This window comes from Kitasatospora sp. NPDC059088 (assembly GCF_042738155.1).
Lineage (GTDB): Bacteria > Actinomycetota > Actinomycetes > Streptomycetales > Streptomycetaceae > Kitasatospora.
This window is the reverse complement of record NZ_JBHYGR010000040.1, coordinates 54,872-68,481: the sequence shown is the minus strand read 5'-3', so window position 1 is coordinate 68,481 and position 13,610 is coordinate 54,872. Positions and strand designations below refer to the sequence as shown.

The following is a 13,610-nucleotide window of genomic DNA, read 5'->3' as shown; positions in this document are numbered from 1 at the left end:
GGCGGCCCGCGGGGGGCGCGGGCCGCGGGGGGGGGGCGGGGGGGGGGGGGGCGGGGGGGGGGGGGGGGCGGGGGGCGCCCCCCCCGCCCCCCCCCCCCCCCCCCCCCCCCGCTCCCGTTCTGCTCGCATGCGCCCTCACTCGTTCGAGTGAGTTGGCGGTGCGCCAACTGCGCCATTGCGCGATCATGCGTCCCCACGCCCGGACGGCGGCCTATCCTCCTGACGGACGCTCACCGCCGGTCAGCCCGGCGCGCTGAGGCAACAGGGCCCGGACGCGGGGAGGCCGAGATCGCTACCGACAGTGGAGGCGCGACCCTGCCGCGGGGGGCTGCGCGCTACCTGGTGGCCGTCCCGGTGGCGGCCCTGTGCTGCCTGCTGCCGCTGCTGCCCGAGACCGTCACGCCCGGGGTGCCGCGCTGGCTCGGACACCCGGCGGACTGGCCCAAGATCGGACTGCTCGGCTTCCTGCACGGCTGCTGGGAGTCGCTCGCCCAGGGCCTGCCCACCCCCTGCTCGCTCCTGCTGCGCCGGCTGCTGCGCCGCCCCGCGCCCGCCGGACGGGTCCCCGCCCGCCCCGGGGCGAACGCCTTCTTCCCGGTGCTGTTCGCCGGGGTGCTGATGCTCCCGCCGGCCGCCGCCGCGCTGGTCGCCGCCCCCGCCGCCCTGCTCGGCGGCCCGACCGGCCCCGGCTGCCGAGGCCGCCAGCTGTTCAACGGCTCGCAGCTCGCGCTGTGCGCCTTCGCCTCCTCGGTCGCCTTCCACCTGCTGCACGGCCCGCAGCTGCTGCTCGGCTCCCGCTTCCCCGCCGCACTGCTGCCCGGCTTCGCCGCCGTCGGCGCGTTCTGCCTGGTCAACGGGCTGGTGGTGGGGGTGATGGTGGTGCTCAGCGAGAGCCGGCCGGTCACCGAGGTGCTCCGCGGGGCCTGCGCGGTGTGCGGGCTGCCGGTGCTGGTGCACGCGGCCGGCGGACTGATGGTCGCGGTGCTCTGGCAGGGCCCGTACGGGGCGTTCGCCGCCCTGCTGGCCCTGCTGCCGCTGTCCATCTCGGCCTGGGTCTTCGCCCAGGGCCAGCGCGAACGGGACGCCCACCAGGCCACCGTGCAGTCGCTGGTGCAGGCGGTGGAGATCAAGGACGCCTACACCCGGGGGCACAGCGAACGGGTCGGCCGCGCCTCGGTGCTGATCGCCGATCAGCTCGGCATGGAGCCCGAGCGGCTGCGCACCCTGCGCTTCGCCGGGATCCTGCACGATGTCGGCAAGCTCGGCGTGGCCACCGAGCTGCTGCGCAGAAACGGTCCCCTCGACGAGGACGAACGCCGCGCCGTGGAGGTCCACCCGGTGTACGGGTACGAGCTGGTGCGCGGGATCGACTTCCTCGGTGAGGCGCACGCCGGGATCCTGCACCACCACGAGCGGATGGACGGGCGCGGCTACCCGAGCGGACTGGCCGGCGAGCAGATCCCCGAGTTCGCCCGGATCATCTCCGTCGCCGACGCCTTCGACTCGATGACCTCCACCCGCTCCTACCGGCGCGGCCGCCCCGTCGCCGAGGCGGTGACCGAACTGGAGCGCTGCTCCGGCAGCCAGTTCGACCCGGTGATGGTGCGGGCGCTGATCGACGCGCTGGCCGTGCACGACTGGCAGCCGGTGGTGCACTCCGAGGACTGCGTACGGGCCGTCCCGGACATCCCGCTCGGGGTGCCCGAGCCGGTGCGGGCCGCGCCCGGACGGGTGCCCGCCCAGGGCGGGGTCCGCCCCGCGGCCGGGCAGCCGTGACCGGGCGCGCGGCCGGGGGCGGGGGCCGGGCCGAGGGCGGGGGCGGTTCGGGGCACGGGGTCGGGGCCGGTTCGGGGCACAGGAGCGGGCACGGGGCCGGTTCGGGGCGTGGGCGTGGGCGCACCGCGCGGGGTGTGCACGCGGCCGCCGCCGTCTTGGTGGTGCCGGCGTTCGGCGCGGTGGCGGTGCGGGGGATCGCCGAGCCGAGGGTCGCGCTGGCGTTCACCGCGCTGATCGCGCTCGGCGAATGCGTCCGGATCACCCTTCCGGGTGACCGTGAGCAGGCGCCCATCGGTGCGGCCGGCGCGCTGGCGTACGCCCTGCTCGGGCCGCTGCGCGGGGTGCCGACCGCGCACGGCACCCTCCAGGTCGTCGCGGTGGCCGGGGTCGGCCTGCTGCTGGGCTGGCTGCCCGGGCTCGCCCTGCCGCACCGGCCGGGGCGCCCGCACCGGCGGCCGCCCTGGGCGGACCCGGCCCGGCGGGACAGCGCGGCCCGCCGGCTGCTCGCGGTCGGCTTCGCCGCTGCCGTGTTCCAGCCGCTCTACAACGGCGGCCTGGTCGACCGCTTCTCGCCCGAGGGGCCCGCCTACGGGGCCTTCCTGACCGCCGTCGCCGCGCTGGCCGCGCTCTGCGACGCGACGCTCGCGGCGCTGCTGCGCTCCTCGGGCCCGTCCTCGCCCGCCCGCCGTTCGACCGGAGGGCGGGCCGGGCGCAGCCGGGGGCACCTGCCCGGCGCCGCCCAGGGAGCCGTCGGCGACCGGCCACGGCGCGACGGGGCGTGCGCCCCGGCGGCGGCCCGCGGGCGGGATCCCGAGGACGGGCCCGGGGCCGGCGGGCCGCGCTTCCCGGCCGCGCTGGAGGACGAACTGCGCTCGCTGTTCGGGATCGGTTCGGCGATCGTCGCCACCGGGATGCTGGTCAGCCTCGCGGCCGGCGAGGTCGGGCTGTGGGCGCTGCCGCTGTTCTGCACCCCGTTGCTGCTCGCCCAGGTCTCCTTCCGGCGGGCGGCCGCGGTGCGGGCCACCACCGGGCAGACCATCGCCAGCCTGGCCCGGGCCACCGAGGTCGCCGGGTACACCCCGCACGGGCACGCGCGCCGGGTCGCGGACACGGCGTGCGCGCTCGGCCGCGAGCTGGGGCTGGGCACCCGTGAGCTCGCCCTGCTGGAGTACGCGGCGCTGATGCACGACGTCGGGCAACTCTCCCTGGTCGAACCGGTGCCGGACGGCGCCACCGCGCTGCTGCCCGCCGTCGAGCAGCAGCGCATCGCCCGGCTCGGCAGCGAGGTGATCAGCCGCACCGGGGTGCCCCGGCAGGTCGCCGAGCAGGTCGCCCGACTGGCCGACCCCTGCCCCGGGCCGGTGGGCGGTGAGGGCCCGGTGCCGCTCGCCGCCCGGATCATCCGCGTCGCCAACGCCCACGACGACCTGCTCACCGCCGCCCGGGGGCGGGGCCTGGGCGAGGCGGTGGGGCGGCTGGAGGCGCTGGAGGTGCTGCGGCTGGGGCGCGGGCGGGTCTACGACGCCCGGGTGGTGGACGCCCTCGCCCGGGTCGGCGGGCAGGGGCGGGGCTGAGGGCCGGCTGCCGGGGGCGGGGGTCGGTGGGCAGGGTCGGGGCTGAGGGTCGGCCGCCGAGAGCGCCGTCCTCGCGAGGGGTGTGGTGGCGCCCGCCCGGGGGCCCGCCCGCCCGCCGGGGCGCGGCGGTGCGGTCGGGGCGCGGCCGGGCGGCGCCCGTCCGGGGTTGAGGAGGTGCGCTCCGACGGGCAGGCTGGGGAGGGGCGGCCCCAACCTCGGCGGTGGGGAGCGCGGGCGGGGGCGGGCGTGGTTGGATGCGGTCGTAGCGTGGAACACCGACCCGGAGCACCGGGACCCGGGCCCCGTCGAGGACGGGACGGGCCCGGCGGCAAGGGACTTGAGCGGACGACGACGGCAGGGACGAACGTGAGGATCTTCCACCGGGCACGGCACCGGCCGTCCGCCACCTGGCGGCAGACGACCGACCGGGCCTTCACGCTGATCGGCGACGGCCGCTACGAGGACGCCGGCGCCCTGCTGGTGATGGCCGCCGACCTGGAGCCCTGGCTGTCCGACTCCTGGTTCAACCTCGCCCTGCTGCACAAGTTCCGCCGCGACTGGGAGCAGGCCCGCTCGGCCGGCCTGCGCGCCGTCGCCCTGCTCGACCGCGAGCAGGGCGCCCCCGACTGGTGGAACCTCGGCATCACCGCCACCGCCCTCCAGGACTGGCCGCTCGCCCGCCGCGCCTGGCAGGCCTACGGGCTCAAGCTGCCCGGCGGCCCCGGCGGGGACGGCCCGGTCAGCCTGGAGCTGGGCACCACCCCGGTGCGGCTGTCCCCCGACGGCGAGTCCGAGGTGGTGTGGGGCCGGCGCCTCGACCCCGCCCGGATCGAGGTGCTGTCCATCCCGCTGCCCTCCTCCGGCCGCCGCTGGGGCGAGGTCGTGCTGCACGACGGCGCCCCGCACGGCGAACGGGTCACCGACGGCGTCGCCTACCCCGTCTTCGACGAGATCGAGCTGTGGGCGCCCTCCCCGGTGCCGACCTACGTGGTGCTGCTGCAGGCCGCCACCGCCGGCGACCGGGACGCGCTGGAACGGCTGGTCGCCGACGCCGGCTACGCCGCCGAGGACTGGACCTCCTCGGTGCGGCTGCTGTGCCGCGCCTGCTCGGAGAGCCGGATGGCCGCCGACGACGGGATCGTCGCCCACCACGACCCCCACGACGACGGCGACGCCGCCCACCCCGGGCACCTCAGCCACCTCAGCCAGGGCGGCGCGGCCGGGATGTCCTGGCTGGTCGAGCGCGAGTGCGGGCTCGCCGCCCCGGCCCACCTGGTCCGCTCCCTGCTCGACCGCTGGGTCGCGGCCGCCCCCTCGACCAGGGCCTACCGGGATCTCGAAGAGGTCTGCTGATCCCGCTGAGTACCCTGGTGAGGTACGCGTAGACCTATGGGAGCGGAAGACAATGGCGGAGCAGCACGACCACCAGCACGAGCACGACGTGGAGGGGGCGGCGCCCGAGGCCCCCGCGAAGGTGATCGGTGAGGAGCCCGACCTCACCAAGGGCACCGCGCGCCCGATCACCGTGGTCGGCAATCCCGTGCTGCACCGCGAGGTCAAGGACGTCACCGCGTTCGACGCCGAACTCTCCGCGCTGATCGACGACATGTTCCAGTCGATGTACGCCGCCGAGGGCGTCGGCCTGGCCGCCAACCAGATCGGCGTCGACCTCAAGGTCTTCGTCTACGACTGCCCGGACGACGACGGCGTGCGCCACATCGGCCACGTGATCAACCCGAAGCTGGAGGAGTACCCGGCCGACCGGCGCCGCGTGCTCGACGACAGCAACGAGGGCTGCCTCTCCGTCCCGACCGCCTACGCCGAGCTGCCGCGCCCGGACTACGCGGCCGTGACCGGCGTCGACAAGGACGGCACCCCGATCCGCGTCGAGGGCACCGGCTTCTTCGCCCGCTGCCTGCTGCACGAGACCGACCACCTGTACGGCACCCTCTACATCGACAAGCTGTCGAAGCGGGACCGCAAGGACGCCCTCAAGCAGATGGCCGAGGGCACCGCGAAGTACGCGACGGTGCCGAACGAGTAACGGCTGAGCGGTAGTCGGCGAAGGCCGGTGCGGATCTCCCGCACCGGCCTTCGGCGTTTCCGGGGGGCGTATCTTCCGAAACGCATTCCCTTTTCCCGAGGGATGTTGGAGGATTTCACACTGGCCCGAGGAGCCGTCCGGGCGGTATTCGGCAGTCGTCGGGGAAATCTTCGTGAACACGTTTCCCGGGTGGCGGTTCACATGGATTCCGGCCGCTCGGTGATCACATTTCGCCAACCCGCGTACGGGACTTGCGGAGCTCCCGCGCGGCAGCGGTAGTTTCAGGGCGCCGCAGCCCCACCAGGTGCACACGGCACTCCGGGTGAACTCCCCCCACCCGCCGTGCACCTCTGCGAATTCCCCCACATCCCCATGAACGCCCAGTCCGTGACCACTGCTGTGATGTGGAGGCAAGGCATGCGCGACGCCCTCCGGGACGAGCGCCCGACGGTGATTCCGTCGGGCGGGTACGAGGCACTTCCGTATTCCCGCCGCTGCCAGGAGATCTGGCGGCGCGGCGAGCACCTGCTCATCGGCGTCAGTTCCGGCAACAGCTATTTCAGCGCCCGGCGGATCACCGAACTCGTCCGGTGGGGGCGGGAGTTCTTCGAGCGGATCGACATCGTCTACGCCGACCTGCTCGTCGGCACCCAGTTCGAGACCTTCGGCTACGCCCCCGAGCAGGCTGAGCGCCGGGCCCGCAAGGAGGTCAAGGCCACCGCCCGCCGGATCGAGCGGGGCGTCGAGGAGGCCGGCCCGCGGGGCGACGTTCGGGACGTCCCGGACGTCCGGGTGCACGCCCTCTCCTCCTTCACCGGCGACCGCGCCTACCAGCGGCTGCACCGGCGGGCCGTCGACGCCCTGCGGACCGACCCGGAGTTCCGGGCGGCCGCCGAGGGCATGGCCCGCGGCTTCCTGGCCGCCCGGCTGGACGAGGGCCTCGCCCCCAGCGAACCCCAACTCGCTGCCGGTCTGCGGTACATCGCCGCCGAACTGCCGTTCTTCCTGGACACCCCGGCGCTGCTCGGCGTGCGCTCCTCGGTCAGCTGCTACCACCTGCAACTCCCGCTCACGCCCGTCCTGTTCGGCCGGGACGAAGGTCTGCGCGCCGCGGCGGGCCAGGCGTACGCGGTGATCCGGCCGGCTGCCGCGTCCTCCGTCGTCGAGGCCGTAGAAGCCGCTGTGCCCGCGTAGTCGACCGTCCGGACCGCCGAACTTCCCCGAGGAGCAACGCCCGTGAGCACGACCGTGACCGTGAACCACCCGCCGACCACCGACATCGCCTTCCCGCTCTCCCGCCGGGGCGACGTCCTGCCCGCCGAGGCGAACCGGCTGAGGGAGGAGACCCCGATCGCCAGGGTCCGTACCCTGACCGGCGATCCGGCCTGGCTGGTCAGCAGCTACGCGCTGGCCAAGCAGGTCCTGGAGGACGAGCGGTTCAGCCTCAAGGACACCGCCAACCCCGGCGTCCCCCGCCAGTACGCGCTGACCATCCCGCCCGAGGTGGTCGACAACATGGGCAGCATCAACAGCGCCGGACTGCGCGACGCCGTCATGAGGACCCTCTCCCCACGGGCCGACCGCGCCCTCGACGGCTGGCTCCAGGCCGAGGCCCACCGGCTGATCGACGTACTCACCGCCCAGGGCGCCCCCGGCGAACTCCGCGACGGCTTCGCCGACCCCTACTCCGCCGCACTGCACTGCCGACTGCTCGGCATCCCGGCCGAGGACGGGCGGCGGCTGATGGCCGGTGTCGACCTCGCCTTCCTCACCAGCCCGGTGCCCTTCGCCGGTGCGGCCCCCAACTGGTACAAGGACCTCGGCCACGTGCTCGGGCGGCTGAACGCCGACCCGGAACCGGTGGACGGCCTGCTCGGCCGGTTCGCCGCGCTGCGCCGTTCCCCGGACGTCGCGGACCGGGTCGGCGACGAACTGCTCGCCACCGTCGCGCTGTCGCTGTTCGGCGCGGGAGCGGTGTCGACCTCGGCGTTCCTGCTGAACGCGGTCGTCTACCTGTGCGAGCGGCCCGAACTCGCCGACCGGCTCCGGCGGGAGCCGGCGCTGATCGGGCGCGCGGTGGACGAGTTGCTGCGGGTGAACCTGTCGATCGGCGACGCCCTGCCGCGGCTCGCGCTCGCGGACGTCCCGGTGGGCGGGGTGCTGGTGAAGGAGGGCGAACTCGTGCTCGTCCTGGTCGAGGGCGCCAACTACGACCCGGCGGTCTTCCCGGATCCGGAGCGGATCGACTTCGACCGGCCGAGCAACCCGCACCTCGCCTTCGGCGCGGGCCGGCACTTCTGCCCGGCCTCGGCGCTCGGCCGCACCCACGCCGAGATCGCCCTCACCGCGCTCGTCGAACGGCTCCCGGGCCTGCGGCTCGCCGTTCCCGCCGACCAGCTGGCCTGGCGGCCGGGGTTCATCAAGCGGCTGCCGGAGCGGCTGCCGGTGGTGTGGTGAGCCGAGGGCCTTCGGGGCCGGTACGGACCCGTCCGTACCGGTCCCGTCGGTATCGGCCCCTGCGCCGTTCGGTCACACCAGGAGCCACTCCGGGCCGTAGGTGAAGCGGGGGTCGGCCGGGAGCTCGACGTCGACGATCTGCTGGGCGGTGTCGCGCAGTTGGCCCATCAGGCCGATCGCGGTGCCGAGCTGGGACGGGTCGCCGCCCCAGGCGCGTTCGAGGGCGTGCAGCATGGCGCTGTCGTGCTGGTTGAAGGCGTCCAGCAGCCCGGCGGTGGGCCCGTCGGGCGAGTTGGGGTCGCCCTGGCGGGGCCAGCCGCCCTTGGGGACCCGGGCGACCGGGAAGGTGTCCGGCAGCGGGACGTCGGCGCCGGCGAACTCCCACGTCTTCGTCGTGGGGTTCTGGACGAGCTTCCGGCCCACGGCGATCTCCTGGAAGGCGTAGTAGTGGGCGAGTTCGCCCGGGGCCCTGGGGAACGGGTCCTCCGGGGAGGCGGTGGTGCCCTCGCCCTGGGTCTGGATGACGTGGATCGCCGTGAGCACGTCGTCGATGGTGTTCATCGCGACGATGCCGCGGTTGGTGCCGAGCGAGAACGTCACCTGGCGCTGCCCGGTGAGCAGGTGGGCGTACGTGGGGAAGACGTTGGCGATGCGCTGGTAGAAGGCGCCGATCGTGTTGCCGTCGGCGGCGTAGGCGAGCGGGTTCTCGGGCTTCTCGATGGCGGCGAAGAGTCCGGCCGAGTCGCGGGAGAGCCCGCCACAGGGCGGTGGAGTACAGCGGGATGGTCGACACCTCCAGCATGATCGCCCGCTGGAGGGCCTCCTTGAGCTCCTGCTCGGCCCAGTCCTCCTCCGCCATGCTCATGAGCTGGGTGATCGCGTCGCTCTCGTAGTCGAGGACTCCGGTCGTCACGGGGGACCCCTTTCGTTCGGCTGTGCGCCGGACCGTAGCGGGGGTCGGGTCGTGCGTGTGCGGGTGATGCCGGTGCGGCCCGGGAGTTCAGTCGGACGGGCGGCGCGCGGCGATGGCTAGCGCGGGGCGGCTCGGACGGATGTGGCGTCGAGGGCTGCCTCGTTGACGGGTGTGGCGTCGAGGGCCGGGGCGATGGCGGTGAAGGCCTGGTCGGTCAGGGCGGCCGGGTCCGCCGTTCCGCCGCTCGCGCTCCAGCACTGGAGCACGACGTCGAAGGCGGTCAGGGCCATTCCCGCGGCCATCCGGGGGCGGAGTCCGGCCGCGGCGTCCACTCCCAGCCGGTCGGCGAGTTCGGCGGCCAGCTCCTCCCGCCACTGCGACTGGTGCTCCAGGAGGCGGGCGCGCAGCGCGGGTGTGCCGAGGATCAGCCGGACCACGCGCAGGGTTTGCTCGGAGTGGCCGGCGCACGCGTCGACGGCGGCCCAGACGGTGTGCCGCAGGGCGGTGGAGGGGCTCTCCCCGGCGGGCCGTGCGGCGAGTTCGGCGCGCATGCCGTCGCCCAGCTCCGCGAGGAAGCGGACGACCACGTCCTCCTTGGAGGCGAAGTAGCGGAAGAACGTCCGCTTGGACATGCCGGTGGCGGCGGCGATCTCGTCGACCGTGACCGCGTCGAACCCGTGCTCGGCGAACAGGCCCAGTGCGGCCCTGGTCAGTTCGTCGGCGACGAGCCGGCGCTTGCGCTCGGCCAGGCTCGGGGCGGGGAGGGTGGTCATCCCGTGATGCTACACGCGGGGCCGTTCCTGGCGCATGGAGTCGCACTTGACACTTGGTGACATGAGCGGCAGCGTGTGTCGCATGACGAAGCCTCAAGCGTGGAACGCCGACCGGATCCCGGACCAGACGGGGCGACTCTTCGTCGTCACGGGTGCCAGCAGCGGCCTCGGGCTGGCGACCGCCCGCGCCCTCGCCCACCGGGGCGGCCGGGTCGTCCTCGCCGTCCGCGACGAGGCCAAGGGACGGCGCGCGGTCGCGGAGATCACCGCCGAGCGGCCGGGGGCGTCCCTGGAGGTGCGGCGCCTCGACCTGGCCGACCTCGACTCCGTCCGCGCCTTCGCCGAGCGGCTGCGCTCCGACGGCCTCCGCCCGGACGTCCTCGTGAACAACGCGGGTGTGCTGGCCCCGCCGCGCACGCTCAGCGCGCAGGGGCACGAGCTCCAGTTCGCGGCCAACTACCTCGGACACTTCGCGCTCACCGGCCTGCTGCTCGACCTGCTGGCCGGCGGGACCGACCCCCGGGTGGTCACCGTGAGTTCGGCCAACCACCGGCAGGGGCGGTTCCACTTCGACGACCTCACCGGCGAGCGCGGGTACTCGCCGATGGGGCGCTACAACCAGTCGAAACTGGCCAACGCCGTCTTCGGCCGGGAGCTCCACCGGCGCCTCACCGCCGCAGGCAGCCCGGTCCGCAGCCTGCTCGCCCACCCCGGGTACGCGGCCACCGGCATCCAGGCGGGCTCGGTCGGCCCGGTGAAGCTGCTCTTCGGCCGCCTCCTGCGCCCGCTCGCCCAGACCCCGGACCGGGGCGCGCTGCCCCAACTCTTCGCCGCCACCGCCCCGGACGCCCTCGGCGGGCAGTTCATCGGCCCGGGCGGGATGGGGGAGCTGCGCGGCGCCCCGAAGGTCGTGCGGCTCGCCCCGAGGGCGACCGACGCCGAGACGGCGCGGCGGCTCTGGGAGCTCTCGGAGCGGCTGACGGACGTCCGCTTCGCGCTCTGACGGAGCAATTATTGCCCTGTGGGGGCGAGTCGGGCGATGCGCAGGAAGTCGGGCCGGCCGACTTCCTGCGCTGGTGGGGGATTCGGCTTCGCTGTCGGAGGGTGGGTCTAGCGTGTCCGGCAAGATCATCGGCAGGTTCGCCGGGGTCGGGCGGAGCGATCGTGCGGGGGTGCGTCCTGGTGGGCTGGTGGGAGCGGAAAGCGGAGGAGGAGCGGGCCCGGTGGGTGCTCGATCCGCTGGTGGGGGTCGGGCCGCTGCGGTTCGGGATGAGCCCCGACGAGGTCAGGGACGTCCTTGCGGAACACCCCTCCCCGGTGCAGAGCACGGAGGGCCGGGTGTGCTGGCAGGGGTACCGCAACGGTACGGGCGTAACCGCGATCTACGGGCCGGACGAGCGGCTGGCGGCGGTGGCGGTCGACGCCAACACCGGGCCGCTGGTGCGGCTGCGAGGGGTGGAGTTGATCGCCCGGGTGCCGTCCGAGGTGCGTGCCGATGTCTATGAGCTCGCAGGCCGGGAGGGCGTTCCGGTCGGGGTGAACTGGAGCGGCGATCCGGAGGTCGCGGCCTGGGGCGTGTCCATGGGCGCCGATCAGGAGTGGGGAACCTCGCCCGACGGGTACCTGGAGCGGCGGGACGCGATGCTGACCGGTGCCCTGCTCGTCGGCCCTGAGCTGGCCGAGGACCCGTACGGGACCGAACCGGTGCTCGATTGGCGCGACGTCCGCAAGCGGGAGGCGAACTCCGGCTCCTGGCCGGTGACGTCCGATCAGGACCGGTCCCGCTGGGACTGGACGCCGCTGGAGCGGGTCGGCCCGCTGCGGTTCGGGATGAGCCCGCGAGAGGTGGCGGCCGCGCTGGGCGGGGAGACGCCGGCCGCCCGGCGGGGGTGGTGCTACCGGTCGATGCGGCACTACGGGGCCCGGCAGTGGATCCTGTCGGAGGACCAGTTCGACCGGGCCGGGGTGACCGCGCACTACTGGGAGCAGCAGGGCTTTCCCACCCTGGCGGCCGTGACCGTGAACGGCCGGACCGGGCCGCAGCTGGAGTTCGAGGGCCTGCCGCTGGTCGGCCGGCCGGTGTCCGAGGTCGACGCGGCCCTCACCCGGTACGTCGAGAGCCATGACGGGACGCTGCTCATCGGCTGCGACGGAGACCTCGGGCCGGACGGCTCCGGCATGTCCGTGCGCGCCACCAGGGCCGGGGACACCGTGGTGAGCGGTGCCCGGTTCCATGCGGAGGACTGGGACGACCACGGCTGACCCGGTGCGGTGCGGTGTGGCGTTGTGTGGTGCACGGGAAGTCGGCCCGGCCGACTTCCTATGCAGGGGGCAGGGCGGCGCTGGTGGGGGACTCGGCTCCGCCGTCGGAGGGTGGGTCCAGCGAGGGTGTGGCGTGGTGATCTGGTGGAAGCGGAAAGCGGAGGCGGAGCGGGCCCGGTGGGTGCTCGACCCGCTGGTGGGGGTCGGGCCGCTGCGGTTCGGGATGAGTCGTGAGGAAGTCGAGTCGGCCCTGGACCAGGTGGTCCCCGACCCCGCGTGGGACAGGGGCGGAAGCGCGCCCTGGCAGGAGTACCGTGACGAGGGCGTGACCGTGTTCTACGGGCCGGGGTCGCGGTTGGTCGCGGTGGCGATCGATGCCCTGTCCGGTCCGCTGGTGCGGCTGCGGGGCGTCGAGCTGATCGCCCGCGTCCCGTCCGAGGCTCGCGTGGACCTCCTCGAAGTCGCCCGTCAGGAAGGGCGGTCGGTCGGGGTCAACCGTGGTGGTGACCCGGAGGTGGCCGGATGGGGCGTCTCGATGGGGGCGGACCAGGAGTGGGGGCGGGCGGCGGAGGGCCATAACGAACGGAGGAACCGGGCGATCACCACCGCCCTGCTGGTTGGGCCCGAGCTGGCAACGGATCCGTACGGGTCCGAGCCGGTCGTCCGATGGCGCGGCGTTCGGAAGGTGGGGGCGAAAGCCGGGGCGTGGCTGTCGACTTCGGGGCGGGAGCGGCCCCGCTGGGGTTGGACGCCGATGGAGAGCGTCGGTCCGCTCCGGTTCGGTATGAGCCCGTCGCAGGTGGCGGCCGCACTGGGCGGCGCGGCGCCGGCAGCCCGCGAAGGGGCCTATCCCCGGTCCTGGCCCTCGGTCCCGCCCGAGGCCGGGCAATGGCGCTTGCACGAGGACGTCTTCGAGGAAACGGGGGTGACCGCCCACTACGGGTACTGGGCAGACGTCCCAGTGTTGGGCGCCGTGACCGTGCACGGGCTGACCGGACCGCAGATCGAGTTCGAGGGCATCCCGCTGATCGGCAGGCCGGTCGCCGATGTCGACGCGGACATCATCCGCCACATCGAGGATCGGGGCGCGGGCCTGCGCCTCACCTGTGCCGGAGACCAGGGGCCGGACGGCACCAACATGTACGTCCGAGCTGTCAGGGCCGGGGACACCATGCTCAGCGAGGCCCGGTTCTGCGTGGAGGAGTGGTGGGAGGAGTAGGCCGCACGTGCTGCGCGGGAAGTCGGCGGGGCCGACTTCCTGTGCAGGCTGTCCCTACTGCTGAGGCATCGGCTCCAGGACGAAGCCGCGGAGCGGCACGTCATCGGTGGGCGGGCCGTAGGTGGGTCCCTCGGGCGTTGCCTGTTGCCTGCGGTAGCAGGCAACCAGCTCTGCGTACCGGGGATCGATCCACTCTTCCATTCGTGGTGCCTCCTGTCGGTCGCTCGGCAGCGTACGCCGCTCAGGCCACCTTCGGCTTGTGGCAAGGGTGTTCGGGCTTCGGCATCGGCTTGACCGGGCCGTCCTTGGCGGGGGCGTGCTGGCAGCCAGCGGCGACGGTCACCAGGCTGTCGTCGTCGGGAGCCCGCCACAGGTCCAGGTCGATGTCGAAGTCGGCCGCGCGGATGGCGGCCTGCGTGTGTCGGAGGATGCTTGGGTCGTAGTTCTCGGTGCCGTTTTCCATGACGGGAAAGCGGTTCGGTCGCCCCGGCCCGGCGTGTACGCCGGGGCGGGGCGGGGTGTTGAGGGGGGGGGGGGGGTGGGGGTGGGGCGCGGGTGGGCGGTCCAGTCGATGGTGTGGGCGGTGTTGTTG

The 13,610-nt window shown here is 74.3% G+C and carries 11 protein-coding genes and 1 pseudogene; 9 read left to right on the top strand and 3 right to left on the bottom strand.

What is annotated here, in order from left to right; all coding sequences use genetic code 11:
• Positions 1 to 342: 342 nt before the first annotated feature.
• From ACFWXO_RS19860 to ACFWXO_RS19835, 6 genes are all read left to right on the top strand, one after another.
• Positions 343 to 1,776, top strand: coding sequence for an HD-GYP domain-containing protein (locus ACFWXO_RS19860; RefSeq protein ID WP_380525161.1), 1,434 nt, complete (start codon positions 343 to 345; stop codon positions 1,774 to 1,776).
• A gap of 134 nt (positions 1,777 to 1,910) precedes the next feature.
• Positions 1,911 to 3,350, top strand: coding sequence for an HD-GYP domain-containing protein (locus ACFWXO_RS19855; protein ID WP_380525160.1), 1,440 nt, complete (start codon positions 1,911 to 1,913; stop codon positions 3,348 to 3,350).
• Positions 3,351 to 3,716: 366 nt separating this feature from the next.
• Positions 3,717 to 4,703: a hypothetical protein gene (locus ACFWXO_RS19850; RefSeq protein WP_360233351.1), complete on the top strand. Its 987-nt coding sequence runs from the start codon at positions 3,717 to 3,719 to the stop codon at positions 4,701 to 4,703.
• A gap of 52 nt (positions 4,704 to 4,755) precedes the next feature.
• The gene (gene def / locus ACFWXO_RS19845) at positions 4,756 to 5,394 is read left to right on the top strand and encodes a peptide deformylase (protein ID WP_375894116.1); all 639 of its coding nucleotides are present in this window, start codon (positions 4,756 to 4,758) and stop codon (positions 5,392 to 5,394) included.
• 417 nt (positions 5,395 to 5,811) lie between these two features.
• Positions 5,812 to 6,588, top strand: a complete 777-nt coding sequence (locus ACFWXO_RS19840; protein ID WP_380525159.1) for a tRNA-dependent cyclodipeptide synthase — start codon at positions 5,812 to 5,814, stop codon at positions 6,586 to 6,588.
• A 42-nt stretch (positions 6,589 to 6,630) separates the two neighbouring features.
• Entirely contained in the window at positions 6,631 to 7,851 is a 1,221-nt protein-coding gene (locus ACFWXO_RS19835) for a cytochrome P450 (RefSeq protein WP_380525158.1), read from the top strand.
• 72 nt (positions 7,852 to 7,923) lie between these two features.
• On the opposite strand, the pseudogene ACFWXO_RS19830 reads toward ACFWXO_RS19835, so the two are convergent.
• Positions 7,924 to 8,589: pseudogene (locus ACFWXO_RS19830) on the bottom strand (ferritin-like domain-containing protein); the annotation flags it as partial.
• Positions 8,590 to 8,880: 291 nt separating this feature from the next.
• Positions 8,881 to 9,537: a TetR family transcriptional regulator gene (locus ACFWXO_RS19825; RefSeq protein ID WP_380525157.1), complete on the bottom strand. Its 657-nt coding sequence runs from the start codon at positions 9,535 to 9,537 to the stop codon at positions 8,881 to 8,883.
• 82 nt (positions 9,538 to 9,619) lie between these two features.
• Here ACFWXO_RS19825 and ACFWXO_RS19820 point away from each other — a divergent pair, with 82 nt between their 5' ends.
• The 3 genes from ACFWXO_RS19820 to ACFWXO_RS19810 all read left to right on the top strand — a co-directional run bounded on the left by ACFWXO_RS19820 (position 9,620) and on the right by ACFWXO_RS19810 (position 13,018).
• Positions 9,620 to 10,540 (top strand): oxidoreductase, encoded by a 921-nt coding sequence (locus ACFWXO_RS19820; RefSeq protein WP_380525156.1) that lies wholly within the window; start codon positions 9,620 to 9,622, stop codon positions 10,538 to 10,540.
• Between the two features lie 161 nt (positions 10,541 to 10,701).
• A complete protein-coding gene (locus ACFWXO_RS19815; RefSeq protein ID WP_380525155.1) occupies positions 10,702 to 11,799 on the top strand; it encodes a hypothetical protein in 1,098 nt (365 codons plus the stop codon).
• 181 nt (positions 11,800 to 11,980) lie between these two features.
• Positions 11,981 to 13,018, top strand: coding sequence for a hypothetical protein (locus ACFWXO_RS19810; protein WP_380525154.1), 1,038 nt, complete (start codon positions 11,981 to 11,983; stop codon positions 13,016 to 13,018).
• A 241-nt stretch (positions 13,019 to 13,259) separates the two neighbouring features.
• Here the strand turns inward: ACFWXO_RS19810 and ACFWXO_RS19805 are convergent, their stop codons facing one another.
• Positions 13,260 to 13,481 carry a hypothetical protein gene (locus ACFWXO_RS19805; protein WP_375894095.1) on the bottom strand — a complete coding sequence of 74 codons (222 nt, stop codon included), beginning with the start codon at positions 13,479 to 13,481 and terminating at the stop codon, positions 13,260 to 13,262.
• Positions 13,482 to 13,610 lie beyond the last annotated feature (129 nt).